Raw genomic sequence first — 25272 nt, 5'->3', positions numbered from 1 at the left:
CGACAGGTGATCATTCGTCGAGCGCGAAGCCCAACGCGTCGGCGGCCCGATGCGGCGACGCGTCCGCCCATCGGTCGACGTACACGTCGGTGGCGGCGATCGACCGCGTGACGGCTTTGTCCAGGTAGACGACGCCGTCGAGGTGGTCGGTCTCGTGCGCGACGATGCGCGCCGGCCAGCCGTGCAGCGTCTCGACCACCTCCCGCCCGTCGTGGTCGGTGCATTCGAGGCGAACGTCGGCTGCCCGCGACACGACCGCCTGATATCCCGGAACGCTCAGACACCCCTCGTAGAAAGAACGGCGCGCAGGCCCGATCTCGGCGTACGTCGGGTTCACCACCACGCGAAACGGCACAGGCGTCCGTTCGCGCACCGCGGCAACCTCGGGTGCGACGTCGTACTCGTCCTCTATCACGGCGATGCGTAACGGCACGCCGATCTGCGGAGCAGCCAGTCCCACGCCCGGTGCATCGCGCATCGTCTCGCGCATCACGTCGATCACACGCCCCAGGGTGCGCGCTTCCAACTGACCGGTGTACGCCGACGCCGGAACCCGGAGGACCGGATCACCGACGGCGACGATCGGCACGACACCGTCACGCGCGGAGGACAACACCCGACGGACGATGCCCTCCACCGACTCCTCGATCGTCACTGCGCTCGTGTGATCCGAACACGCACACTCTCACCCAGGTCGACGCCGTCGGCACCGGGATCGCCGTCGACGATCGACAGCGCGAGGACCTCACCGGCGATCAGATCGCGGTGCGTGTCGAACCACTGCTGCCGGTCGGCCGGAACCGACGCGACGATCTCGATCCGATCCGACACGTCGAGACCGAGGCTGCGACGCGCATCCTGCAGCTCACGGATGCGGTCCTTGGCCCAGCCTTCGGCTTCGAGCTCGGCCGTCACCTGCGAGTCGAGCACCACGAGACCGGCGTTGCCCGGCAGCGCGGCCGTCGAATCCGGTTCGGCGGCAACCAGTTTGCGGGTGTACTCGGTCGGCAGCAGCTCGATTCCGGCGGCACTGACGGTGCCGCTCTCGTCCTCGGACCACTCCCCCGCCTTGACCGCCTTGATGACCTTCTGCACGTCCTTGCCGATGCGCGGGCCTGCGGCGCGCGCGTTCACGACGAGCTCGAACTTGCCGTGCACCGCGACGTCGTCGGTGAGATCGACCTTCTTGACGTTCACCTCGTCCGCGATGATGTCGGCGTACGGACGCAGACGCTCGGCGTCCTCGGCGGCAACCGTGACCTCGGGCAGCGGCAACCGCACCCGCAGGTTCTGCGCCTTGCGCAGACCGAGCACGGTAGAGCAGACCGACCGCACCTCGTCCATCGAGCTCACCAGCTCGGGGTCCGACGGCAGATCCAGCTGCGCCGGCCAGTCCGCGAGGTGCACCGATCGACCACCCGTGAGACCGCGCCACACCACTTCGCTGATCAGCGGAAGCAGCGGCGCCGCAAGGCGTGTGAGCACCTCGAGCACCGTGTGCAACGTGTCGATCGCGTCGGAGTCCTCGCTCCAGAACCTCGAACGCGACCGTCGCACATACCAATTGGTGAGTGCGTCGCAGAACGTACGCAGTTCGTCGCACGCACCGGCGATGTCGTCGACCTCGAGAGCATCGGTGATGGCGTCCCGTGTCGCCGACAGTTTCGCGAGCACGTACCGGTCCAGGACGTGCGGCGAATCGGTACGCCACGTGCCCGGCTTGCCCGCATACAACTGCAGGAAGCTCCACGCGTTCCAGATCGGCAGTAACGCCTGGCGCACACCCTCACGGATGCCCTGCTCGGTGACGATCAGGTTGCCGCCGCGCAGGATCGGCGACGACATCAGGAACCAGCGCATCGCATCGCTGCCGTCCCGGTCGAACACCTCCTTCACGTCGGGGTAGTTGCCCTTGGACTTGCTCATCTTCAGTCCGTCGTCGCCCAGCACGATGCCGTGTGCCGCAACGGTCTTGAACGCGGGACGATCGAACAATGCCGTCGCCAGCACGTGCAGCGTGTAGAACCAGCCGCGCGTCTGACCGTTGTACTCGACGATGAAGTCGCCGGGGTTGTGCGTGTGGAACCAGTCTTCGTTCTCGAACGGAAAGTGCACCTGCGCGTACGGCATCGACCCGGATTCGAACCAGCAGTCCAGTACCTCGGGAACACGACGCATCGTCGACTTGCCCGTCGGATCGTCCGGGTTCGGACGCGTCAGGTCGTCGATGTACGGACGGTGCAGATCGTCCGGCCGCACGCCGAAGTCTCGCTCCAGATCGTCGAGACTGCCGTAGACGTCGATGCGCGGGTACTCGGGATCGTCCGACGTCCACACCGGAATCGGGCTGCCCCAGTAGCGGTTTCGGCTGATGTTCCAGTCTCGGGCGCCTTCGAGCCACTTGCCGAACTGGCCGTCGCGGATGTGCTCGGGAACCCAGGTGATCTGCTGGTTCAGCTCGACCATGCGGTCGCGGAACTTCGTCACCGCGACGAACCACGACGGGACCGCCATGTAGATGAGCGGCTGACCCGACCGCCACGAGTGCGGGTAGGAGTGCTCGATGGTCTCGTGCCGCAGCAGCCGTCCCGACGCCTTGAGGTCCTTGATGATGACCGGGTTGGCGTCGAACACCATCAGGCCCTCGTACGGCGGTACGAGCGAGGTGAACTTGCCACCCGGGTCGAGCGGTTGCACGACCTCGATGCCGTTGGCTGTCGCGACATCCATGTCCTCTTCACCGAAAGCCGGTGCGAGGTGGACGATTCCGGTACCGGAATCGGTGGTGACGTACTCCGCGTCGAGGACCCGATGGGAATTCGGGTGCCCGAGGAAGAAGTCGAACGGCGGCGCGTACGTCAGTCCGACGAGATCGGCTCCGACGTGCTCGGACAGCACCTCCGGCTCGTCGCCGAGTTCACGCGCATAGTGTGCGACGCGTTCCGCCGCGAGCACGTAGCGTTCGCCGTCGCTTCCGCGGACCTGCACGTAGCGCACCTCGGGATGAACCGCGATCGCGAGGTTGGACGGCAACGTCCACGGCGTCGTCGTCCAGATGAGCGCGTTCGCGCCGTCCAGCACCGAGTCCGGCGCGGACAGTGGCATCGTGACGGTGACGGCCGGATCCTGACGCATCTTGTAGGCGTCGTCGAGGCGGGTTTCCTGGTTGGACAACGGCGTCTGCTCGTACCAGCTGTACGGGAGCACGCGGTAGCCCTGATAGATCAGGCCTTTGTCGTACAGGGTCTTGAACGCCCACATGACGGACTCCATGAAGTCCGTGTCCAGGGTCTTGTAATCGTTGTCGAAGTCGACCCACCGCGCCTGCCGGGTGACGTAGTCACGCCACTCGTCGGTGTACCGCAGCACCGACTGCTTGCAGTAGTCGTTGAACTTGGCGAGACCCATCTCGTCGATCTCGGACTTGTCCTTGATGCCGAGCTGCTTCTCTGCTTCCAGCTCGGCAGGCAGTCCGTGGCAGTCCCAACCGAATCGACGCTCGACCTTCTTGCCTCGCATCGTCTGGAAGCGCGGTACGAGGTCCTTGACGTAGCCCGTCAGCAGGTGCCCGTAGTGAGGAAGGCCGTTGGCAAAGGGAGGGCCGTCGTAGAAGACGAACTCCTCGGCGTCCGCGCGGTTCTCGACGCTCGCTCGGAACGTCCCGTCGGCGGCCCACGCCTCGAGAACCTTCTGCTCGAGTTCGGGGAACGAGACGCTACCGGCCTTGCTGCCGGCGTAGTCGACGAGCGGATACGACTCGCGCGACGAGGACTCGACGTCGGTCATGGTGGTCACTCCTCCGTGCCAACCGCTCGCGTGGAGCGGAACAAAGATTCGGCACGGGGACGACGTCGGCGTGTGGACGCCGATACCGCGGTACCACCCCGTTTGCACGAAGATCGTCAGACGATTCTCCGAGCCACTTTCCGTAACGGCTGTGACGGGCCGACCCGTTCGGTTCTACTGAGCGAGACGCGTGGTCCCGCCGTTCTTCCGAAGGCTCCCCGGTGATAGCCGGATCGACGCCTGACAACGATTGTAACGACGGATGCAAACCGGATCCCCGTCGGTGTTGCACTACCGATCGGGCGGGGTCTTCCTCCCGATCAACGCACCGGCGAGGAGCAGAACCGCACCGAGGACACACACCACGATGCAACCCCACGCCCACAGGACCGAGCCGGTCATCAACGCGATGACCAGCAACGCGAATCCGACCGCGGCCGCACACAGCGTCAGTACCAGCACGACCCACCCCGCTCCCGATGCGCCTCTCGGCGTTGTTCAGACCCGGGGTCGGCCGTGACGCACGACGCGTTCAGACGAGCAACCTCAGTTGTTCCCCTTGGCGTACGACTGGCTGTACCCGGACGACTGATTGTCCTGGTTGAAGCTGTCCTGGCCGTTGTCGACGGGAAGAGCGGACGAGCGGTTCTCGAGCTCTTCGAGCTGCGACTCGAGGTAGGACTTCAGGCGAACACGGTATTCACGCTCGAACGTCTTGAGCTGCTCGATGCGGCCTTCGAGGACCGAGCGCTGCTCGTTGATCGTCGCCATGATCTCGGTGTGCTTGCGCTCTGCATCGGCCTGGAGGGCATCGGCCTTCTCCTTGGCCTGCCGGAGCTGCGTCTCGGAACGCGTCTGAGCGTCGGACAGCAACGACTCCGACTTCTGACGTGCATCGGACACCATCGCCTCGGACCGCGTGCGCGCGTCGGTGACGAGACGCTCGGCGTTGGTACGAGCGTTACCCAGCAACTGCTCGGACTCGGTCTTCGCGTCGCTCGTCAGGCGGTCGGCCATCTCCTGCGCGAGGCCGAGAATCTTCGCGGCCTGCATGTTCGAGTCTCCACCGCTCTGAGCTGCCGCAGGTGCGGGAGCAGGGGTGGGCGCCACGACGGGCGCAGGCTTCGGCGGCTCGACCGGGCGCTGAGGCTCGGGGGCCTTCTGAACCGGAGCAGGCTGCTGCGAGGAGCCACCGCTCTGGCGAGCGTTGCTCTTGGCGTCGGACAGTTCCTGATCGAGTTCACCTACCCGCTGGCGCAGGTCTGCGTTCTCTTCGATGAGTCGCGACAACTCTTGCTCGACGAGATCGAGGAAGGCGTCCACCTCGTCTTCGTTGTAGCCGCGCTTACCGATCGGCGGCTTGCTGAACGCGACATTGTGCACATCAGCTGGAGTCAGCGGCATGGAAGGATCCCTTCACGCGTCTTGAGGCGGTAGAGCAAGCATTCAGTTATATCCCATTCCACACGGTCCGGAACAAACAAACTGTAACTGGCGTCCATTCTGTCACATCGGTTTGCGCAGGTCGCGCGCGCCCCGAAGTCTTTCACCGAAGTATCGACTGCTACGACCCCAAACTCCGTACGACCGTCATCAGGATGAATACCCCGAACAACAAAACCATGATCGACAAGTCGAGACGAACCCCACCCAGGTTCACCGGCGGTATCAGACGGCGAAGCAGCTTGACCGGCGGATCGGTCACCGTGAATATCGCCTCGAGCAATACCACCACAATTCCCGACGGGCGCCAATCACGCGCGAACGTCCTGATGAATTCGACGATAATGCGGCCGATCAGCAGAAGCCAGAATATGAACAGAACGAAGTAGAGAACCGCGAACAAGGCCACAGCTCATACTCTGCCCGAAAAAAGCGGTTCGATCAAAGCGAGCAGGTCAGAGACCTGAAACGCTCGATCGAACCGCCGGGTATTTCACCTCGAAAATACGGTCACTGCTGGCTGTAGAAGCCGGTCTCGGCGATTCGACGTCGCTCCTGCGGCGACACGTCGATGTCCGCAGGCGACAGAAGGAACACCTTCGTCGCCACCTTGTCGAACGATCCGCGGAGAGCGAACGCAAGGCCCGCCGCGAAGTCCACGAGACGCTTGGCGTCGGCGTTGCTCATCTCGACCAGGTCCATGATGACGGGAGTGCCGTCACGGAAACGCTCACCGATCGTCCTGGCCTCGCTGTAATCGCGGGGACGCAGCGTGGTGATCTTCGACAGAGCGCTCTGGTCGTCGACGACCGGGCTGCGACGCGTCTCCGCGCGTACGTCCATTCGCGTGTCCACTGCCAGGTTGCCTCTCGTCGCGGCGCCTCGACCGACCGACGTCGGTCGCGAGGACCGACCGCCGATCGGCGCCAACGTCGGTGCCTGACGCGGGGCCTCGTAGTCGTCGTACTCGTCGTCGATGTCGTCGAGCTCTGCACGCGACGGGCGACGCGAGCTGAAGCTCGGCTTCGCGAACTCGCGGTCACCACGATCGTCGTCGGCGTACGGGTCGCGACCGCGCGAGCCCCGATGCGTATCGGGCTCGTCCAGGTAGTCGTCCTCGTAGTCCGCGAGAGGAACCATGCCGAAGTACGCCTTGAACTTGTGCAGGGTGCTCATCGATCGTGCCTTCCGCTCAGTCTGGTCATTCCGCTGGCTCCACTCCGGATCAGTCTGGTCATTCCGCTGGCTCCACTCCGGTCAGTGTGGTCAATCCGTGTGTCAGTTGTGACTGGAGTGATCCGTGGTCTGTACTGGCGAGGCTATCGGCCGAGAACCGAGTATTGCGGTTCCGACACGCACGCAAGTCGATCCATGTCGAACAGCGGACTCGAGATCGGACGTCATGCCGGCGGACAACTGCGTCGCACCGGGGTGGTCGGCGAGGATGTCGCGATGCAGCTGCGCGAGGTCGGCGAACGCGGCATCGGGGTCTGCGCCGAGCGGCGGGACGGCCATCAGTCCCGCGAAGGACAGGTCGTGTCGCGATGCGACGTGGTCGGCGAGCGCTGCGAGGTCCGCGCGTTCGACACCACCTCGGTGCACGTCGCCGTCGAGACTCACCTGAATCAGCACGTTCAGCGGCGTCGTACGGTCGCCGTCGTCGTGCGCCCGTCGCACTGCCTTCTGCAGCGCGTCCACGAGTCGGTCGCTGTCGACCGAATGTATGGAATGCGCCCAGCGGGCAACGGCTCTGGCTTTGTTGCGTTGAAGGTGACCGATCATGTGCCACTCAGCGGGACCGTCTGCGAACGTCTCGTGCAGCTCCGCCGCCTTCGCCGTCGCTTCCTGCTCCCGTGACTCTCCGAACTCGCGGCATCCGAGTCGATACAGGATCTCGACGTCGCTCGCCGGGAAGAACTTCGTCACCGGCAGCAGCATGACGTCGTCGTGGCGCCCGGCGACCTCGCATGCAGCGCGAAGACGCTCCCGGACGGCGGTCAACGCCGCCTCGATCTCCTGGACGCGGCCTGCGTCGGGAGTCACGACGCCTGCTCGCCTGCGGACGTGTCCATCCAGACCACACTGGCCAACCTGCCGGTCGGTGCTTCGCGACGGTGGCTGAAGAGGGTCCGGTCCTCGATCGTGCACCGAGGATCGACCGCGACACCGGACACACCGACGTCGAGCAGTTGCTTACGAATCCCGGCCCGAATGTCGAGACCCGGCGTCTTGCGCACGGTGGTCGTCGCACTGCCGGGCAGGTGCTTCTCGACGTCGGCTTGCATGTGCGCGGGCACTTCGTACTGCCTGCCGCTGGCCGCGGGACCGAGGAACGCGCCGATACGCGACAGTTCGGCACCCTGCTCGACCATGACTTCGAGAACGCGGGGAATGATGCCGGTCCTGGCCCCCACTCGGCCTGCGTGCACCGCCGCGACGACACCCGCCTCCTCGTCGGACAGGAGAACCGGGACGCAGTCGGCGGTCAGCACCACCAGACCGAGGTCGGGCGTCGTCGTCACCAGAGCATCGGTGACCGGGACCGGCCCCACCGTCGACTCGTCGACGACGGCGACCGTTCGCCCGTGTACCTGCTCCATCCAGACGAGACGGTCCGAGCCGAGCCCGAGCTCGCGACCGAGACGCTCACGATTGGCGGCCACGGCCGACGGCTCGTCGCCGACGTGGTCGCCGAGGTTGAAGCTGTCGAACGGAGGCGCCGAGACACCTCCGGCACGTGTGGTGGACACTCGACGTACCTTGAAACTCAGTGTTCTCGTTCCTCTCGTGCGCGCGTTCGCTCGTGTCAGCGACGCATGAACGAGGGTACGTCGACGTCGTCGTCACCGTCGTCGTCGGAGACGGGAACGCGACGTCCCGAGTCACGGCTCGGCGGCTGGCTCGAACCGGGGCCGGACGTCGACAGCGGTGGAAGGTTGCTGCTCGTCGGAGCGCCGACGGGGTCACGGAACACCGCACCCGACTCGGTCGACTCCTGCCCACGCGAGGACACCTCGCCCGATCGAGCCGACCCGATGGGGCCGCGTCCCGACGCGGGAGCTGCCTCGACGGGACGACGCGTCGGCGTACCGCCGTCGAACCCGGCCGCTATGACGGTGACGCGCACCTCGTCGCCGAGCGAGTCGTCGATGACGGTGCCGAAGATGATGTTGGCGTCGATGTGGGCCGCTTCCTGAACGAGCGACGCAGCTTCGTTGATCTCGAACAGCCCGAGGTCGGATCCACCCGCGATCGACAGCAGCACCCCGCGAGCACCTTCCATCGACGCTTCGAGCAGCGGTGAATTGATCGCAGCCTCGGCAGCTTTGATGGCGCGGCCTTCGCCGCGAGACGACCCGATACCCATCAACGCGCTGCCTGCACCGGACATCACGCCCTTGACGTCGGCGAAGTCGACGTTGATCAGACCCGGGGTGGTGATGAGGTCCGTGATGCCCTGCACGCCGTTGAGGAGCACCTCGTCGGCGCTGCGGAACGCGTCCATCAGGCTGACGGCCGCGTCGCCGAGCTGGAGCAGACGGTCGTTCGGAATGACGATGAGCGTGTCGCAGGATTCGCGGAGCTGCTGGATGCCCGAGTCGGCCTGGCCGCCGCGTCGCTTGCCCTCGAACGAGAACGGACGCGTCACGACGCCGACGGTCAGTGCACCGAGCTTGCGTGCGATGTTCGCGACGACGGGGGCGCCACCGGTTCCGGTTCCACCACCTTCACCGGCCGTGACGAACACCATGTCGGCACCCTTGAGTACCTCTTCGATCTCGTCCTTGTGGTCGTCGGCAGCCTTGCGACCGACCTCGGGGTCGGCACCTGCGCCGAGTCCGCGCGTGAGTTCGCGACCGACATCGAGCTTGACGTCGGCGTCGCTCATCAGCAGCGCTTGCGCGTCGGTGTTCACCGCGATGAACTCGACTCCCTTGAGTCCCTGTTCGATCATGCGGTTGACCGCGTTAACGCCGCCGCCGCCGATGCCGACGACCTTGATTACGGCGAGGTAGTTGTGCGGGGGCGTCATGGGCTCTCGCCTTCCGTATTGACTGATGAAGCTGATTGCTGTGTGGTCCGTGGTCCTGCTGGGGCCGAAGTCTCGACGGAAACCCTCAACCTCAACCACAGGCTCAGTGTTATGTCAAGTATTCGACTGGAGGGAACGCTATGCATCGGTGCCACCATCCGCCGTTAGGCGCGCCGAGCGACACCGAAGAAATTGTGATTCGTGTGTCGCGTGGGATTCGGACCGATGTAAGGACAATCTACTTGGTCGTCGGAAGGTCCGGACTCGAGACGTCCAGTATCTGTCCGGGCTGCGACATGAGAGCAAGAGCCACAGCGGATTTCCGCTCGGCATTGTCTCGGTTGCCCCACACCAGCGTTCGTCCGTCGAGCAGCAGCATCGACACGTCCGAGATCGACGACGCGCGCACCTCCCCGACCATGCCGCGCAACGATTCCGGAAGCGAATCGAGCACTGCCAGAGCGCTTTCCGTTGCCGGATCGCCGGCGCCAGGAGTGTCGGTGACCAGACGCACCGTCCCCGGGGGCGGTGGTGCGACCGCGAAGTCGACGCCGTCGGAATCGAGAAGGTGTGTGCCGTCCGGCTGGTCGACGAACACCACCGCAACGCGCTCGACGACGGTGACGCGCACCGTCGATGGATACATGCGTTGCACACGGGCCGACGCCAGCGCGGGAATTCCCGCGACGCGTTGCGCCGCGGCACCCGTGTCGACGTGAACGAGGCGTTCCCCCAGCGGAATCGCCAGATCGCCGACGATCTCCTCGGTCGAGACGGACGAGTTCCCGTCGACCTCGATCGACCGCACCGTCAACAACGGGGTGAAGTAGACGGCGATCACGCCCGCGACGATCACGGCGACGACCGCCGACGCGATCAGGAGCCCGCGTCGACGAGATCGCTTGACCCGCCGGCGTTCTTCCTCGCGCGCGGCACGTCGGCGTTCGCGGTCGAGCGCCTCGGGTGACGGATCGGCTGCGACATCTTCGGAATTGCGCGACCGTGCTCGACGCCGATCGCGTCGGTTCGCGTCGGTGCCGGGCGGTCGTTCGGACCGCCCCGAGCGAGCATTCACTCCGATGCCTGGCGTTGCCCAGTTCGAAAGTCGGTCTTCGAACGCAACGCGTCGAGTATCGGCCCGGCCAGCATGGTGACGTCACCCGCACCCATCGTGATGACGACGTCGCCCGGCGCGGCCAGCCCGGCGACCTGCTTCGCGACGAGCGACAGATCCGGCTGATAGTTCACCGGCGTGGTGACCGCGGCGGCGACCAAGGCTCCGGTGACACCGGGCAGCGGTTCCTCGCGGGCACCGTAGACATCGAGCACGACGACCTCGTCGGCGAGACTGAGCGCGGCGCCGAACTCCGACGCGAACGTCTCGGTCCGCGAGTAGAGATGCGGCTGGAACACCACGACGACACGTCCGCGCTCGCCGTTCTCCCCTGCCGCGCTGGCTACCAGCTGCTGCGCTGCGGTGAGCACCGCTCGAACTTCGGTGGGGTGATGCGCGTAGTCGTCGAACACCCGGATGCCGTGCTCGCGACCGCGAATCTGGAACCGTCGGTGCACGCCTCCGAAGCCGGCGAGGCCCGCGAGAAGGTCGTCGATGTCCGCACCGACCTGCAAGCCGGCGGTGAATGCACCCAACGCGTTCGACGCCGTGTGCCGTCCGGGCACGCCCAGTCGCAGCGTGCGCGGCTTGTCCTCCCCCGCGACGAGCAACTGCGCGACGCCACCCGCGTCTTCGGGCTCCCAGCCGAGCAGCCGGACGGCCATTTCGACGTCCCCCGCGTCGACATCCTCGGATCCGTACCCGAGAACCCGAACGCCGGGAATCGCGCGGGCGTGCACTCGCTTGGCGAGCGCAGCCGAGCCCGGATCGTCCATGCACGCCACGAGGACACCGCCCTCGCCGAGCCTGGCGACGAAGTCGTCGAACACCTGGACGTACTTCTCGGCGGTGCCGAAGTAATCGAGGTGATCGGCCTCGATGTTGGTGACGATGACGACGTTCGGCGAATACTGCAGCAGCGACCCGTCGCTCTCGTCGGCCTCGGCGACGAACACGTCTCCGCTGCCGTGATGCGCGTTGGTTCCGGCTTCGTTGAGCTCGCCGCCGACCGCGAACGACGGATCGAAGCCGCAGTGCTGCAGCGCGACGACCAGCATCGACGTCGTCGACGTCTTGCCGTGCGTGCCGGACACCAGCAGGGTGCGGTAGCCCTCCATCAACGACGACAGCACGGCCGGGCGCAGCACGACCGGAATTCCGCGCTTGCGCGCCTCGACGAGCTCGGGATTGGTCTTGGGAATGGCGGCGTGCGTCGTGACGACGACGGTGGGTCCGCCGGGCAGGATGTCGAGCGCCGACGCGTCGTGCCCGATCCGCACTTCGGCGCCGCGGGCACGCAGCGCGAGTACGCCCCGGCTCTCCTTGGCGTCCGAGCCGGACACTTGTCCGCCGCGGGCGAGCAGAATACGGGCGATACCGGACATGCCGGCTCCGCCGATGCCGACCATGTGTACCCGCTCGAGCTCTGCGGGAAGCTCGGACATGTCCGTCCCTTCGGTCATCACGTCCCCTTCGGTCTTCACGTCGCGAGCGCGCCGTTCTCGTGTGCCGACGCGACGTCGAGCACGATCTTCGCGACGGTCGCCGCCGCGTCGCGGTGGCCTGCCCCGGCCGCGTTTCGCGCCATGGACCCGAGCCGCTCGGGATCGGTGATCAGGCCGACGATCTCCGTCGCCACGAAATTCTCGTTCATCTGCGCGTCGGTCACCAACAAACCTCCACCGGCGTCGACGACCGGCCGCGCGTTCAGCTCCTGCTCACCGTTTCCGTGTGGCAAAGGAACGTACACCGCGGGCAGTCCGGTCGCGGACACCTCGGCGACGGTCATCGCGCCCGAGCGGCAGACGGCGAGATCGGCTGCGGCGTACGCCAGATCCATCCGATCGACGTACGGCACGGCCACGTACGGCGCGCTGGGGTCGGTGGGTCCGACGTCGACGGTGTTCTTCGGGCCGTGTGCGTGCAGAACCGACACCTTCGCGTCGGCGAGTGCCGACGCGGCCCCGGACACCGCCTGATTGAGCGACCTGGCACCCTGCGATCCGCCGAACACCAGCAGCACCGGCCCCTCGGCGGGAAGACCGAAGTGCTCACGCGCCGCGGCACGGGACGCGACGCGGTCCAACCCGGTGATGGTCGGCCGCACCGGGATTCCGACGATTTCGGCATCCCGGGCGCCGCGCATCGAGACACCGGATCCGGGCACGGCCGCGAGGACACGCGTCGCGAGCCGGGCTCCGACCTTGTTCGCTATACCTGCGCTCGCATTCGCCTCGTGCACGACGATCGGTACGGAACGACGCTTGCCGAGACCACCGCGTGCCGCCAGGTACGCAGGCAGTGCCACGTATCCCCCGAATCCGACGAGCACGTCGGCGTCGGCATCCTTCAGCGCCTTCCGCGTGCGTCGGACCGATGCGACGACGCGCCCGGGCAGCTTCAGCAGGTCCACCGTCGGCTTACGCGGAAGCGGGACCGGCGGAATCAGTTCGAGTCGATAGCCGCGCGCCGGCACGAGCGTGGTCTCGAGGCCACGAGATGTGCCGAGCGCGGTGATACGGACATCGGGATCGAGCTCGCGCAGCGCATCGGCAACAGCCATCGCCGGCTCGATGTGACCCGCGGTTCCCCCTCCCGCGAGGACGACGGACTTCGGACTCGTACGTACGTTCACCGTCCGTATCCTCGCCCATCCGGATGTCGGCGTTGCATCCCGGGTTGCCGTGCAGACCGCCGACTCGGTTCGGGCTGGCGTCCGCCGGACGGCACCCGACCGTCCCTACCAGCACGAACACCTGCGTCGGCGCGCACGGGACGTCTGGCGTCCCCGGCGCGCTGCTCGAGCGAGCGGCGCGCACGACCGTCGAGGGCAGGCCGCGTCGACTTCGACCGTGCGGCTGCCGCGCGCATCGGCGAGAACGACGACGGCATCGGCAGGCGCAGGACACGGTCGAGTCGGCTGTCGTGGCCCGCGTGCAGCGCGGCGATCGCCTCGGGCTCGTGCCGCGCGGCGTTCGCGATGATGCCGAACATCAACAGCGTGATCGCCGTCGACGAACCGCCGTACGAGACGAGCGGCAACTGCAGACCGGTCACCGGAAGCAGACCGACGACGTATCCGATGTTGATCATCGCCTGCGCGAAGATCCAGGTGGTGGACCCGGCAGCCAGCAGTCGAAGGAATGGATCGACCGACCGCATCGCGATGCGCAGGCCCGTGAAGACGAACAGCGCGAACAGTCCGAGGACGGCCATGCATCCGATGAAACCGAGTTCTTCGCCGATGATCGCGAAGATGAAGTCGTTGTGCGCGTTCGGGAGGTAGCTCCACTTGGCGCGACTCTGCCCGAGACCCACACCGAACGGTCCGCCGTCCGCGAGCGAGAACTTGGCCTGGTTCGACTGATATCCGAGGCCCTGGGGATCGTCACCGGGATTGAGCCACGCCTTGATGCGGTTCGATCGGTAGCCTGCCGTGAACGCGAGCACGGTCGCCGCGGCCAGACCGCCGCCCAGGATGATCGCGAACAGGCGCGCATTGAGACCGGCGTACCACAACAGCGACACGAGGATGATGCCGACCGCGATCGCCGTACTGAGGTTGGGCTGGAGCACGATGAGCCCGGCCATCAGCAGCGCTGCCGGAACCAACGGGATCAACAGCGACTTCAGGCTCGCGTGCTCACTGCGCCGGGATGCCAGGATGTGCGCGCCCCAGAGCACGAGCGCGACCTTCGCCAGCTCCGACGGCTGGAACGAGACGCCCGCGACGTTGAACCACCGGCGCGCGCCGTCCGCTCCCTCGGATCCGATGCCCGGTATCAGGACCATCATCAGCAGCACGATCGACAGGCAGAACACCGGGAACGAGATCTTGCGCAGAAAGCGCACGGACATTCGCAGTGCGATGTAGAACGCGACGACGCCGAGACCCACACCGATCAGCTGCTGGGTGAACAGCGAGTACGCCGACCCGTCGGCTGCATACGCCTCCGCGGCCGAGGACGACAACACCATCACCAGGCCGAGCAGCGTCAGCAGCGCCGCGACCGTGACGATCAGGTGGAACGACGCGAGAGGCCGTCCGAGCCACACTCCGACCCTGGCGCGTGCTCCGGCGCGCGGGGTGCCGGTGCTCATGACTGCTCGCCGCCGTCGACCACATCGGAGTCGGTGAGCGCCGAGACCGCATCGGCGAAACTGCGACCGCGATGCCCGTAGTCGACGAACATGTCGAGAGACGCCGCAGCAGGCGCGAGGAGGACGGTGTCTCCGGGTTCGGCTCGGCGGGCGGCTTCGCGCACGACGGCCTGCATCACTACATCAGCATCTTCAGCCACACGAGTCACATCAGCATCGTCTCCCGTCGAGAACGTCACGACGGGAACATCCGGCGCGTGTCGCGCCACAGCCTCTGCGATCTGCGTCCCATCACGGCCCATGACGAGCGCCGCGGCGAGCCTCGGAGCTACTTCGGCAACCAATTCGTCGACCGCCGCACCCTTGAGCAACCCTCCGGCGATCCAGACGATGCGGTCGTACGCGAGCAGCGACGACCGCGCGGCATGCGGGTTGGTGGCCTTCGAGTCGTCGACGAACGTCACGCCCGCAACGGTTCGTACGACCGCGTTGCGATGCGGCCCGACCTGATAGGAACGCAGCCCGTCCGCAACCGTGTCGGGCGCAATGCCGATCGCCCGCGTCACTGCAGCCGCAGCGAGCGCATCCATGACGCCCGCGGGTCCCGCAGGATGCACGTCGTCGACCGAGATCAACGACGTGTGCTCGGCGAACGCACGATCGACGAGATCGGAACCCACGACGCCCAGCTCGCCGACCGACGGCTCACCCAGGCGAAATCCGACGACGCGTTCGGCGGGTGAATCCGAGGCCAGTGACGCGGCCCGCGCGTCGTCGAGGCCCACCACGGCGACGCGCCCCGTCAACGCGCCCGCCTTCGCGCGAACGTAGCCGTCCATACCGCCGTGCCAATCCAGATGATCCTCGGCGATGTTCAGCACGACGCCCGCCTCCGGACGCACCGACGGTGCCCAGAAGAGCTGGAACGACGACAGCTCGACGGCCAGCGCGGCCGGATGCGGATCCCGACGCAACGCGTCGAGCACCGGGAGGCCGATGTTGCCGCACGCCGCACTCTCGATCCCTGCCGACTCCAGTATCGACGCCACCATCGACGTCGTGGTCGTCTTGCCGTTCGTGCCGGTGACGACGAGCCACTGCGTCGGCGGTCCGTACAGCCCGGCCCTGTCGATGCGCCACGACAGCTCGATGTCACCCCAGATCGGGATGCCGCGACCGGCTGCCGCGGCGAGCACCGGCGAGTCGACGCGCAATCCCGGGCTCGTGACGACGAGGGCGATGTCGTCGAACGATGCCGGGTTCGCCAATAGATCGTCCTGCAGTATTCCTCGGGCACCGAGCGTTTCCGCCTTCGCGACAGCGCCGGAGTCGGAGTCGGTGACCAGGACGTGAGCACCGAGATCCTGCAGCGGCGGGACCGTCGCAAGCCCGGAGACCCGTCCGCCCGCCACGAGCACGGTGCGCCCGCGCAGTCGCGTCAGATCCTCGTCGTCGAGCGCGCGAAGTCGTGTCTGTCTCCCTGGTCGTTCCTGCGGGCTCCACTCCTGCGTCACTGGGCCCTACCCTCCGACTGCCGCGAGATATTCGCTGTAGAACAACGCGAGACCGACCGCCGAGGAGATCGCCGCCAGCAGCCAGAACCGGATGATGACCGTGGTTTCCGCCCATCCCCCGAGTTCGAAGTGGTGGTGGATCGGGGCCATCCGGAACACGCGTCGCCTACTCGATCGGAAGACGGCTATCTGGATCAGAACCGATGCAGCCTCGGCGACGAACAGAGCACCGATGACGACCATGATGAGTTCGGTGCGCGTCACGATGGACAGTCCGGCGAGCAGACCGCCGAGGGCGAGCGAGCCGGTGTCACCCATGAAGATCTTGGCCGGGGCCGCGTTCCACCACAGGAACCCGATGCACGCGCCTGCCGCGGACGCGCAGATCAGCGCCAGGTCCAACGGGTCGCGCACGTCGTAGCAGCCCGGGCCCGGGCTGGTGGAGCATGCCTGACGGTACTGCCAGAACGTGATGACGGTGTACGCGCCGAGCACGAGTGTCATCGATCCCGCGGCGAGGCCGTCGAGGCCGTCGGTCAGGTTCACCGCGTTCGACCACGCGCTGACCAGCAGGTAGCAGAACAGGATGAAGACGACGGAACCCATGCTGACCGTCGCGATGTCGCGGACGTACGACAACTGTGTGCTGCCAGGGGTGAGGCCGTTCGGGCCGCGGAACTGCAACGCGAGAATGCCGAAGATGACCGCGGCGAACAGCTGGCCGACGAGCTTGGCCGTCTTGTTCAGGCCGAGGTTGCGACGCTTGCGAATCTTGATGAAGTCGTCGAGAAAGCCGACGAGGCCGAGGACCGTCGTCAACCCCAGCACGAGAAGTGCCGACGCCGACGGGCCGTCGGCGTCGTACGCGATGCCGATGAGGTGCGAACCCCAGTAGCCCGCCCAGAGGCCGGCCAGGATGGCCATGCCGCCCATCGTCGGGGTGCCGCGCTTGGACTGATGACTCGCCGGGCCCTCGACCCGGATCTCCTGGCCGAAACCTTGCCTGGAGAACGCCTTGATCAGCACTGGCGTCAGCAGGATCGCCACAGCGAGCGCAATGCCTCCGGCGAAGAGGATCTGTCTCACTGCGTTGCCTCCGGTGTCATCGTCTGTCTCTCCCCGTCCCGCTCACTGACCGTCTTCACTGCTGCATCGTCGTCACTGCTGGACCCCGTCCGACAGAAGCGCGTCGGCGACCGTCCACAGACCCACGGATTGCGACGCCTTCACCAGGACGACGTCGCCCGGTGCCACCTCGGACCGCAACACCTCGATGGCCGACGCGTCGTCGGGCACGAGCATGGACTCCTCGCCCCACGAACCTTCCATCACGGCACCTTGATGCATGGCCCTCGTCGACCGTCCGGACTCCACGATGATCAACCGGCTGACGTCCAGCCGTACGGCGAGTCGCCCGATCGCATCGTGCTCGATGATCGATTCTTGCCCGAGTTCGGCCATTTCGCCGAGCACGGCCCACGTGCGCCTGCGCGGACCGTCGTCGGACCGCGACATCGACACGAGCGCCTTGAGCGCGGCCCGCATCGAGTCCGGGTTGGCATTGTAGGAATCGTTGACGACGGTGACGCCGTCAGCTCGGGTGCGCACGTCCATGCGACGCACCGACGCGGCTGCCGCACCGGACAGAGCCGTCGAGATCTGCTCGAGGGTTGCACCGCATTCGAGAGCGACGGCGGCAGCGGACAACGCGTTGCCGATCTGATGTTCTCCGTGGACGGCGAGTGCGATGTCGATCTCCCCGTCCGCTGTCACGAGAGTGAAGCGCGCCCGCGCGTCGGCGTCGAGCCGGACATTCGTTGCGCGGATGTCGGCGTCCGACGAGAGGCCGACCGTCACGACGCGAGCCCGGGTGCGCGACTGCATCTCGAGCACGAGTGTGTCGTCGGCGTTCAGAACCGCGACTCCCCCATCGGCTGCGCTCGGAAGAGCCTCGACCAGTTCGCCCTTGGCCAGCGCGATGTTCTGGCGCGATCCGAACTCGCCGAGATGCGCGGTTCCGACATTGAGGACGACGCCGATGCGCGGCGGCGCGGTACGTGCCAGCGACGCGACGTGGCCTACCCCGCGCGCCGACAGTTCCAGCGCGAGGAACGTGGTCTGCTCGTCGGCGCGCAGAGCGGTCCACGGATGACCCAGTTCGTTGTTGAAGGACCCCGGCGGTGCGACGACCGACCCCAGTGGCGCCAGCACCGACGCCAACAGGTCTTTCGTCGACGTCTTGCCCGACGACCCGGTCACGCCCACGACAGTGAGCCCGGTCTTCGCGCTCAGCTCCATCACCGACGCGCGTGCGAGCGTCGCCAATGCCGCCAGCACGGCAGCGCCCGAACCGTCGTGATCGTGTTCGAGGGCCATGGCCCGGCCGTCGTGCGGTGTCGGCTCGACGACGATCGCAGGTACGCCGATGGGGCGTGCAGCCAGAACCGCGACGGCACCTGCGTCGATCGCCGCCGCGGCGTGATCGTGTCCGTCGACGCGGGCGCCGGGCAGCGCGAGGAACAAGCCCCCGGCCGTCACTTTGCGCGAGTCGAACTCGACTGTGCCGTCGACCACGAGGTTCGGGTCGGGCACGTCGTGCAGGGTTCCGCCGACCACGTCGGCGATCTGCTGCAACGTCAGGGAAATCACGATGTCACTCCGGATTCTGCGTGGATCCTGCGGTCGATGGCGTCGGCGAGGACCTGCCTGTCGTCGAACGGGTGCTTGACGCCCGCGACCTCTTGTCCGGTCTCGTGGCCCTTGCCCGCGACGAGCACCACGTCGCCTGCCTGCGCCCACTGCACGGCTTCGGCGATCGCGTCGGCGCGGCCACCGACGTTGCGAACCTCGCCGCGCACGTGCGCGTCGACGGCAAGCGCCCCGGACGCGACGGCCTCACGTATTGCGGCCGGGTCCTCCGAGCGTGGGTTGTCGTCGGTGACCACCAGCAGATCCGCGCCTCGAGCGCCGGCGGCACCCATGAGCGCGCGTTTTCCCGTGTCTCGATCGCCTCCTGCGCCGAGAACCACTGCGATACGTCCGCGGCTCTGCGCTCGCAGCGTCTCGATGACGGCTTCGACCGCGGCCGGCTTGTGTGCGTAGTCGACGACGGCGAGGAAGTCCTGTCCGCGTTCGATGCGCTGCACTCGTCCCGGCACGTCGACGGCGGCCATGCCCGCGATCGCGCGGTCGACGTCGACCCCGGCGGCCGCGCACACCGCGGCGGCGAGAACGGCGTTGGCGACGTTGTACCGCCCCGGCAGGCGAATCGACGCCGGGTGCCGTTCACCGGACGGATCGACGACGGTGAAGCTCTGCGATCCGTCGTCGTTCGTCGCGGCGTCGGCGACGGTCCAGTCGGACTCGGCGCCGACCGAGGCGGTGACGACGGCCGAGCCTGCAGACAGGGCGATCTCGGCCATTCGCTTGCCCCAGACGTCGTCCACACAGACCGCGGCGGACCGGGTGTGGACGGACGAATCGGCGGCGAACAACCGCGCCTTGGCCTGGAAGTAGTCCTCCAGCGAGTCGTGGAAGTCCAGGTGGTCCTGGGAGAGGTTCGTGAACGCCCCGACGGAGAACACGGTGCCGTCGACGCGTCCGAGGGACAACGCGTGACTGGACACCTCCATCACGACGGTGTCGATGCCCTGCTCGCGCATGACGGCGAACAGTGCGTGCAACCGCGGGGCCTCGGGGGTGGTCAGCGCACTGGGCACGCGAGATCCGGCGATCTTGGTCTCGATGGTGCCGATCAATCCGGTGACCTTCCCTGCCGCGGTCAGTGCCGCCTCGAGAAGGTACGACGTGGTGGTCTTACCCGACGTGCCGGTGATACCGATGACCGTCATGTGTTCCGACGGGTTGCCGTAGACGAGCGCGGAGACGGCGCCGAGTACCGCGCGAGGCGCGTCGTGCACGAGGACCGGTACCGGTATCTCGGTGAACGTCCGACGCACGATGTCGAGGCCTGCCGGATCGGTGAGTACCGCTGCCGCGCCGCGCTCGAGCGCGTCGGCGACGAATGTCGCACCGTGCACGGACGATCCGGGAAGCGCGGCGAACAGGTCTCCGTCTCGAATGTCCTGGGCGCGAAGGTCGACGCCGGTGACAGCTCGGCGCGTCGACGAGGCCGACGCGACTTCCGAGGCGCCCGATGCGGCGGCGATGTCGTCGAGCGACGTCTGCGGCGGCCGAGAGGGGCGAGTGTCGGACGGAGCCGACCCTGGTGCTGGCACGGGCACTGTGCTCCTTTCTGCTCGGGCTGTGAGGTGGTCGCGGCGACCGAGAATCTCACCTGATACGGCCGAGCGTGACAGCGTCCGTATCCGGACTCGGCCGACGAGTCAGGTTACCGGCGAGTCCGTCCTCGACGTGAAACGGGACGTGCCGTCGATGCTGGATCGTGACCCGACCAGGACGTTCTTCGCGAAACGGGTCTAGTCGGCCTGCAGCACCAACCTGCGTCCCTCCGAGGACATCGGGACGCTGTCGCGCTGCAGCATCCAGCTCGCGATGTTGTGGAACAGCGGCGCAGCCGATTGACCGCCCGAGCCGTCGGCGCTGCGAGTCGGAGCGTCGAGCATGATTCCGATCACGTACCGAGGATCGTCCGCGGGAGCGATACCCGCGAACGTGATCCAGTAACTCGAGTTGGAGTAGCAGCCGCAGTCGGGATCGACCTGCTGCGCGGTACCCGTCTTGCCGCTGATCTGATAGCCCTCGACCCCTGCTGCGACGCCGGTTCCTCGCTGATTTCCGGTGTCGTCCTGCGTCACCGAGCGGAACATGTCGCGCACGGTCGCCGCGGTCTGCGGGCTGACGACGTACGTGCCCTCGGGACGTTCGGTCTCGGTCTTCGTGCCGTCGGGAGCGATCGTGGACCTGACGATGCGCGGCGGAATCCGCATCCCGTCGTTGGCGATCGCCTGGTACATCGCCGTCATCTGCAGCAGGGTCATCGACAAACCCTGTCCGATGGGAAGATTGGCGAACGTACCGCCCGACCACTGGTCGCGGCTGGGCACGCTGCCCGCACTCTCACCGGGTAGACCGACATTGCTGCGCTGGCCCAGTCCGAATCGCGACAGCATGTCCGCGAAACGGTCCTCGCCGACTCGTTGCGCGAGCATCAGTGTTCCGACGTTCGACGACTTACCGAACACGCCGGTCGAGGTGTAGGGAACGACGCCGTGGTCCCACGCATCCTTGACCGATACCCCGGACATGAAGATGTTGCCCGGTACCTGCAGCACTTCGTCGGGGGTGGTGAGTCCGTACTCGATCGCGGCTGCGGCCGTGATGATCTTGTTCACCGACCCCGGCTCGAACGGTGTGGAGACGGCCAGGTTGCCCATCTCCTTGTTGCGGTCGTTGTTGCCGACGCCGATTCCGGGATTGAACGTGTTGTCGTTGGACATCGCGAGCACCTCGCCGGTGTGCGCGTCCTGCACGAACGCCGATGCATTCTTCGCCCCCGACAGGTCCTTCGCGAGCTGGACCTGCTGCTGGACGTAGTACTGCAGGTCGGCGTCGATGGTCAGTTCGACGCTCGAACCGTTGACAGCCGTCTGCTTGTCTCGCCAGCTACCCGGGATGACGGCACCGTCCGAGCCGCGGTCGTACGTCTCCGAACCGTCGGTACCCGCAAGGGTCGAGTCGAGTGCATCCTCCAAGCCCAGGAGACCGTGACCGTCCCATCCGGTTGCGCCGACGATGTTGGCCGCCAGAGATCCGCCCGGGTACTCGCGAATGTCCTGTCGTTCGAGACCGACTTCCTCGAACTCGTCGTTGATCTTGCTCGCAACGGTGGCGTCGACCCCTCGAACCAGGTAGGTGAAAGTGTCGTTGCTCTTCAGCTTCGCCAGAATGTCCTGCTCTTTCGCGACATCGCCCAGCGCGTCGTGGATTCCGGCGGCAATAGCCGCGAGCCGGTCGTCCGTCGTCGGCTTGCTCGGGTCCTTCGCGTGTGCGTCGTCCAGTTCGCCCCGAACCCGAACGGGCTGAAACGTCAGCGCCTTGGCTTCCATCGTGAACGCGATGGGCTTGCCGTTGCGATCGGTGATCGAGCCCCGCATCGCGGGGTCGACGAGTGTCGTGGTCCGCTGCGACGCCGCCTCCGCGGACAGCCGCGAACCGTTGATACCCATGATCCACACGAGCTGCAGCGCGACAACTGCGAGAACGCCGAACATCAACCAGCGGCCGAGCCCGTGTCGGAAGCCGAACGACGACGCATCGAACTTCCCCGACCCAGGCCGGCGCGGCGGACGGGGCGTACCCGCGGCGCGCGGAGCCGGACGCTGGCCCCGCGCCCCGTCACGCGGACGTGCGCCACCAACGGCGTTGTGCGGCAACGGTCGACGACGAGGAGCCCCGGTGGTCGGCCGTGTCATCGGGTCATTCCTGCAGGCTCCACTCCCGCGCTTGCCCTGGTCATTCCTGCAGGCTCCACTCCCGCGCATATCCGGGTCATTCCTGCAGGCTCCACTCCCGGGCGTGTCACTGCGGACTACCCGTTGGACTGGCCGACGGGGTACTCATGGGAACCAATTGTTCACCGGAAGCCTCGGACGAGGCGTTATTGGACGTGTTCGGCGTGGCGGCCGACGCCGGAGGAGCCGAGGATGCAGCCCTCGCGGTCGGTTGCGTGCTGGTCGACTGCTGCGAACTGGTCTGCAGCCGAGGCGTGTCGGCGTCGGTAGCCGGTGGATCCAACGGTGCGACGGGCTTGCCCTCGGCCGGAGCGGGCGTACCGATGACCTGAACGCTTCCGTCCGGCGACACGACGAGTCGTGCGGCGTTCGCGGCCGGGACCATGCCCTGTTCGGCCGCCTTCCGAGCGAGTTCGGGTGCGGAATCGGCAAGTTCGACGTCACGCTGCAACGACGCCCGTTCCTGCACGAGACGTTCGTTGTACGCCTTCGCGTCGCTGAGGTCGTACGAGTCCCCCGCCGACCGCGTGGTCAGCAGCAACGTCAGTCCGAGCCCGAGCGTCAACAACCCGATGATCAACGCCACGAACGGGATTCGCGCCGCGATCGACGCGCCGGACCCCCCGACGCGCGCAGCCCCGTGACTGCTGCTCGGCGCAACCGCGACACCGTGGGTCGATGCGCGCTGCTGTCGACGCTCGTACGCGCGCAGAGCGGCACCCGACCGTGGTGCGCCGTCATCGGACGACCGGGTGCGACGGGTGCGCTTGGTTCCTGCAGAACCCGCGGTGATGGTCATGCCGCTCTCCTCGCAATTCGCTCGGCTGCACGCAGGCGCACGGGCGCCGAACGCGGGTTGTCTTCGATTTCTTCGTCCGAAGCGCGCTCGGCGCCGCGGGTCAGCATCCGGAATTCCGGTCCCATGCCGGGCAATTCGACCGGGAGCCCTTCGGGCGATCTCGATTTGATGCGAGGCGCGAGATGCTTCTTGACGACCCGATCCTCGAGGGATTGGTACGACATGAACACCACGCGACCGCCGACCGCCAGTGCGTCGAGCCCGGCAGGTACGGCTTTCTCCAACGAATCGAGCTCTCCGTTCACCTCGACACGGAGAGCCTGAAAAGTTCGCTTCGCGGGATGCCCGCCCGTTCTACGGGTGGCTGCAGGAATGGACTCGTACAGCAGTTCCACGAGCGGTCCGCTGGTCGTGAACGGTGTCGTCTCCCTGCGTCGTACGATCGCGGACGCGATTCGGCCGGCGAATCGTTCCTCGCCGTACGTGCTCAGCACCCTCGCGATCTCGCCGTGGCTGTACGTGTTGAGCACGTCGGCCGCAGTGATGCCCGTCGTCGGATTCATCCGCATGTCCAGCGGTGCGTCCACCGAGTACGCGAACCCACGATCCGCCTCGTCGAGTTGCATCGACGAGACACCGAGGTCGAACAGGATTGCGTGCACGGTGTCGTGCTCGTCCAACCCTGCTTGCTCGAGGGCCATCGCGATTCCGTCGTACGTGGTGTGCACGAATGTCGTCCGCGACGAGAACTCGGACAGGCGTGCCGACGCGAGCTCGAGAGCGTTCGGATCGCGATCGAGTCCGATCAACCGGATGTTGGGGTACGTGCGAAGAAAGTGTTCGGAGTGTCCCCCGAGTCCGAGCGTGGCGTCGATCATCACTCCGCCGCCGTGTTCGTCTGCCGCGATCAGCGCGGGACCGAGCAGCTCGTCTGCTCTACCCAGTCGAACCGGAACATGCTTCGGTGTCGACGGCTCGGGAGCGCTATCCGGGTCGGGCGAAATGTCCTCGCCTGCCACAATGATTCCTCCCGGTCTTGCTTCTGCTCGCCGCCGGGCGGCGAGCTGGTCGATCGATGGTGTGCTGAATGCCTCGAGGTCCCTGTCCGATAGGGAACCTGGCGTTGGGGAAGAACGTCAGGGTCCTGATCTGCGAAACCTGGCGTCGGGGAAGTACGTCAGGGTTCTGATCGGGCAGAGGCCTCGCGGCACTCGGCGGTGATCGAAGGGAGCTACAAGATCCCTCCGAGCGATTCGTCGAACGCGTCGGAGAAGCTCTGTTCGCTCTCGCTGGAGTACCGAGCCCACGCCTCGTCGTTCCAGATCTCGATGAATTCGATCGATCCGTTCACGACGACGTTTCGACCGAGATTTGCGTACCGACGATGTTCGGCACTGAGCGTGATTCGGCCCTGAGCATCGACCTGCTGCTCGTCGGTGCCTGCGCCCAATTGACGAATGTAGGACCGTGCCACGGGGTTCGATCGGGACGCTTCGGTGAGTCGGCGAACACGCTCGGCGAACTCTTCGCGCGTGTAGACGGCGAGGCTGTGATCCTGCCCTTTGCTCACCATCACACCTCCCGAGAGTGCTTCGCGAAACTTTGCCGGCAACGTCAATCGACCCTTCTCGTCGAGCTTGGGCGTGTAGGTACCGAGGAACACTCGACACCTCCCAGCCCGGGCTCTCCGCTGTCCACCACTTTACCCCACTTTGCCCCACCTTCAACCCCACCGAGCGAAGAATTTGTGTGACGCGGCACAAACATGCAGGTACGACGCGTGGAGGAAGGTGGGGAAAACTCGGGTCGCAATCGCAAGGATCACGCGCTGCACCCGTCGCCCACGCCTATTTCCGCAGGTCGATGAAGTCCCGCGTCGCGGCGGATCGGCGAAATCCGTACAGCGTGGGTCGAAGTGGGGAATGTCGGCGACGACGGCGGCGAAGTGGAGGAAAGTGGGGATTCGTCGATTCCGGAGGGCTTGTCCCCGCGCGCAGTGGGGCTCGCGACCGGGTTCACACGACGGGCCGGCGCGTTCGCGGCTGTCG

Annotated in this window: 21 protein-coding genes; all 21 read right to left on the bottom strand. The window is 66.5% G+C overall.

Features of this window, described 5'->3' with window-relative positions:
- Window positions 1-10 precede the first annotated feature (10 nt).
- Window positions 11-655 (bottom strand): peptide deformylase, encoded by a 645-nt coding sequence (locus RhoFasB10_RS02960; protein ID WP_114330577.1) that lies wholly within the window; start codon window positions 653-655, stop codon window positions 11-13.
- The gene (ileS, locus tag RhoFasB10_RS02955; RefSeq protein WP_114330673.1) at window positions 652-3786 is read right to left on the bottom strand and encodes an isoleucine--tRNA ligase; all 3135 of its coding nucleotides are present in this window, start codon (window positions 3784-3786) and stop codon (window positions 652-654) included. Before ileS ends, RhoFasB10_RS02960 begins: the two co-directional genes overlap by 4 nt.
- Window positions 3787-4077: 291 nt before the next feature.
- Window positions 4078-4248 (bottom strand): hypothetical protein, encoded by a 171-nt coding sequence (locus RhoFasB10_RS02950; RefSeq protein ID WP_165839562.1) that lies wholly within the window; start codon window positions 4246-4248, stop codon window positions 4078-4080.
- An 84-nt stretch (window positions 4249-4332) separates the two neighbouring features.
- Window positions 4333-5190 carry a DivIVA domain-containing protein gene (locus tag RhoFasB10_RS02945; protein WP_114330576.1) on the bottom strand — a complete coding sequence of 286 codons (858 nt, stop codon included), beginning with the start codon at window positions 5188-5190 and terminating at the stop codon, window positions 4333-4335.
- A gap of 160 nt (window positions 5191-5350) precedes the next feature.
- On the bottom strand, window positions 5351-5638 hold the full coding sequence (locus RhoFasB10_RS02940; protein WP_068420693.1) for a YggT family protein: 288 nt from the start codon (window positions 5636-5638) through the stop codon (window positions 5351-5353).
- Between the two features lie 101 nt (window positions 5639-5739).
- Window positions 5740-6405 carry a cell division protein SepF gene (locus RhoFasB10_RS02935; RefSeq protein ID WP_068420690.1) on the bottom strand — a complete coding sequence of 222 codons (666 nt, stop codon included), beginning with the start codon at window positions 6403-6405 and terminating at the stop codon, window positions 5740-5742.
- A gap of 102 nt (window positions 6406-6507) precedes the next feature.
- Window positions 6508-7272 (bottom strand): YggS family pyridoxal phosphate-dependent enzyme, encoded by a 765-nt coding sequence (locus tag RhoFasB10_RS02930; protein WP_346764343.1) that lies wholly within the window; start codon window positions 7270-7272, stop codon window positions 6508-6510.
- Complete coding sequence (pgeF, locus tag RhoFasB10_RS02925; RefSeq protein WP_167675093.1) at window positions 7269-8000, bottom strand: peptidoglycan editing factor PgeF; 732 nt, start codon at window positions 7998-8000, stop codon at window positions 7269-7271. Before pgeF ends, RhoFasB10_RS02930 begins: the two co-directional genes overlap by 4 nt.
- 35 nt (window positions 8001-8035) lie before the next feature.
- Window positions 8036-9262 carry a cell division protein FtsZ gene (gene ftsZ / locus RhoFasB10_RS02920; protein WP_068420685.1) on the bottom strand — a complete coding sequence of 409 codons (1227 nt, stop codon included), beginning with the start codon at window positions 9260-9262 and terminating at the stop codon, window positions 8036-8038.
- Between the two features lie 238 nt (window positions 9263-9500).
- Window positions 9501-10337, bottom strand: a complete 837-nt coding sequence (locus tag RhoFasB10_RS02915) for an FtsQ-type POTRA domain-containing protein (protein ID WP_346764342.1) — start codon at window positions 10335-10337, stop codon at window positions 9501-9503.
- The gene (murC, locus tag RhoFasB10_RS02910) at window positions 10334-11821 is read right to left on the bottom strand and encodes a UDP-N-acetylmuramate--L-alanine ligase (protein WP_068420952.1); all 1488 of its coding nucleotides are present in this window, start codon (window positions 11819-11821) and stop codon (window positions 10334-10336) included. The genes RhoFasB10_RS02915 and murC overlap by 4 nt, the downstream gene beginning before the upstream one ends.
- A 35-nt stretch (window positions 11822-11856) precedes the next feature.
- Window positions 11857-13011, bottom strand: coding sequence for an undecaprenyldiphospho-muramoylpentapeptide beta-N-acetylglucosaminyltransferase (murG, locus tag RhoFasB10_RS02905; protein WP_068420683.1), 1155 nt, complete (start codon window positions 13009-13011; stop codon window positions 11857-11859).
- Window positions 13008-14477, bottom strand: a complete 1470-nt coding sequence (ftsW, locus tag RhoFasB10_RS02900) for a putative lipid II flippase FtsW (RefSeq protein WP_240930841.1) — start codon at window positions 14475-14477, stop codon at window positions 13008-13010. The genes murG and ftsW overlap by 4 nt, the downstream gene beginning before the upstream one ends.
- A complete protein-coding gene (murD, locus tag RhoFasB10_RS02895) occupies window positions 14474-15910 on the bottom strand; it encodes a UDP-N-acetylmuramoyl-L-alanine--D-glutamate ligase (RefSeq protein WP_084423516.1) in 1437 nt (478 codons plus the stop codon). Before murD ends, ftsW begins: the two co-directional genes overlap by 4 nt.
- Window positions 15911-15997: 87 nt before the next feature.
- Complete coding sequence (gene mraY / locus RhoFasB10_RS02890) at window positions 15998-17077, bottom strand: phospho-N-acetylmuramoyl-pentapeptide-transferase (protein WP_068420681.1); 1080 nt, start codon at window positions 17075-17077, stop codon at window positions 15998-16000.
- A gap of 72 nt (window positions 17078-17149) precedes the next feature.
- On the bottom strand, window positions 17150-18640 hold the full coding sequence (gene murF, locus RhoFasB10_RS02885; RefSeq protein ID WP_068420679.1) for a UDP-N-acetylmuramoyl-tripeptide--D-alanyl-D-alanine ligase: 1491 nt from the start codon (window positions 18638-18640) through the stop codon (window positions 17150-17152).
- A complete protein-coding gene (locus tag RhoFasB10_RS02880) occupies window positions 18637-20235 on the bottom strand; it encodes a UDP-N-acetylmuramoyl-L-alanyl-D-glutamate--2,6-diaminopimelate ligase (RefSeq protein WP_068420678.1) in 1599 nt (532 codons plus the stop codon). The genes murF and RhoFasB10_RS02880 overlap by 4 nt, the downstream gene beginning before the upstream one ends.
- A 195-nt stretch (window positions 20236-20430) precedes the next feature.
- The gene (locus RhoFasB10_RS02875; RefSeq protein ID WP_167674213.1) at window positions 20431-22386 is read right to left on the bottom strand and encodes a penicillin-binding protein 2; all 1956 of its coding nucleotides are present in this window, start codon (window positions 22384-22386) and stop codon (window positions 20431-20433) included.
- Between the two features lie 106 nt (window positions 22387-22492).
- On the bottom strand, window positions 22493-23224 hold the full coding sequence (locus RhoFasB10_RS02870; protein WP_240930840.1) for a hypothetical protein: 732 nt from the start codon (window positions 23222-23224) through the stop codon (window positions 22493-22495).
- Window positions 23221-24228: a 16S rRNA (cytosine(1402)-N(4))-methyltransferase RsmH gene (gene rsmH / locus RhoFasB10_RS02865; RefSeq protein WP_174551338.1), complete on the bottom strand. Its 1008-nt coding sequence runs from the start codon at window positions 24226-24228 to the stop codon at window positions 23221-23223. Before rsmH ends, RhoFasB10_RS02870 begins: the two co-directional genes overlap by 4 nt.
- A gap of 227 nt (window positions 24229-24455) precedes the next feature.
- The gene (mraZ, locus tag RhoFasB10_RS02860) at window positions 24456-24887 is read right to left on the bottom strand and encodes a division/cell wall cluster transcriptional repressor MraZ (RefSeq protein WP_068420672.1); all 432 of its coding nucleotides are present in this window, start codon (window positions 24885-24887) and stop codon (window positions 24456-24458) included.
- Window positions 24888-25272 lie beyond the last annotated feature (385 nt).

This window comes from Rhodococcus sp. B10 (assembly GCF_011770055.1).
Lineage (GTDB): Bacteria > Actinomycetota > Actinomycetes > Mycobacteriales > Mycobacteriaceae > Rhodococcoides > Rhodococcoides kyotonensis_B.
This window is presented reverse-complemented; position numbering and strand designations above follow the sequence as displayed.

Bases quoted from the DNA above. Each gene is read 5' to 3' on its own strand.
- ileS (WP_114330673.1), bottom strand. From the start codon at position 3,786: ATGACCGACGTCGAGTCCTCGTCGCGCGAGTCGTATCCGCTCGTCGAC.
- RhoFasB10_RS02945 (WP_114330576.1), bottom strand. From the start codon at position 5,190: ATGCCGCTGACTCCAGCTGATGTGCACAATGTCGCGTTCAGCAAGCCG.
- RhoFasB10_RS02935 (WP_068420690.1), bottom strand. From the start codon at position 6,405: ATGAGCACCCTGCACAAGTTCAAGGCGTACTTCGGCATGGTTCCTCTC.
- ftsZ (WP_068420685.1), bottom strand. From the start codon at position 9,262: ATGACGCCCCCGCACAACTACCTCGCCGTAATCAAGGTCGTCGGCATC.
- murC (WP_068420952.1), bottom strand. From the start codon at position 11,821: ATGTCCGAGCTTCCCGCAGAGCTCGAGCGGGTACACATGGTCGGCATC.
- ftsW (WP_240930841.1), bottom strand. From the start codon at position 14,477: ATGAGCACCGGCACCCCGCGCGCCGGAGCACGCGCCAGGGTCGGAGTG.
- RhoFasB10_RS02875 (WP_167674213.1), bottom strand. From the start codon at position 22,386: ATGACACGGCCGACCACCGGGGCTCCTCGTCGTCGACCGTTGCCGCAC.
- RhoFasB10_RS02870 (WP_240930840.1), bottom strand. From the start codon at position 23,224: ATGACCATCACCGCGGGTTCTGCAGGAACCAAGCGCACCCGTCGCACC.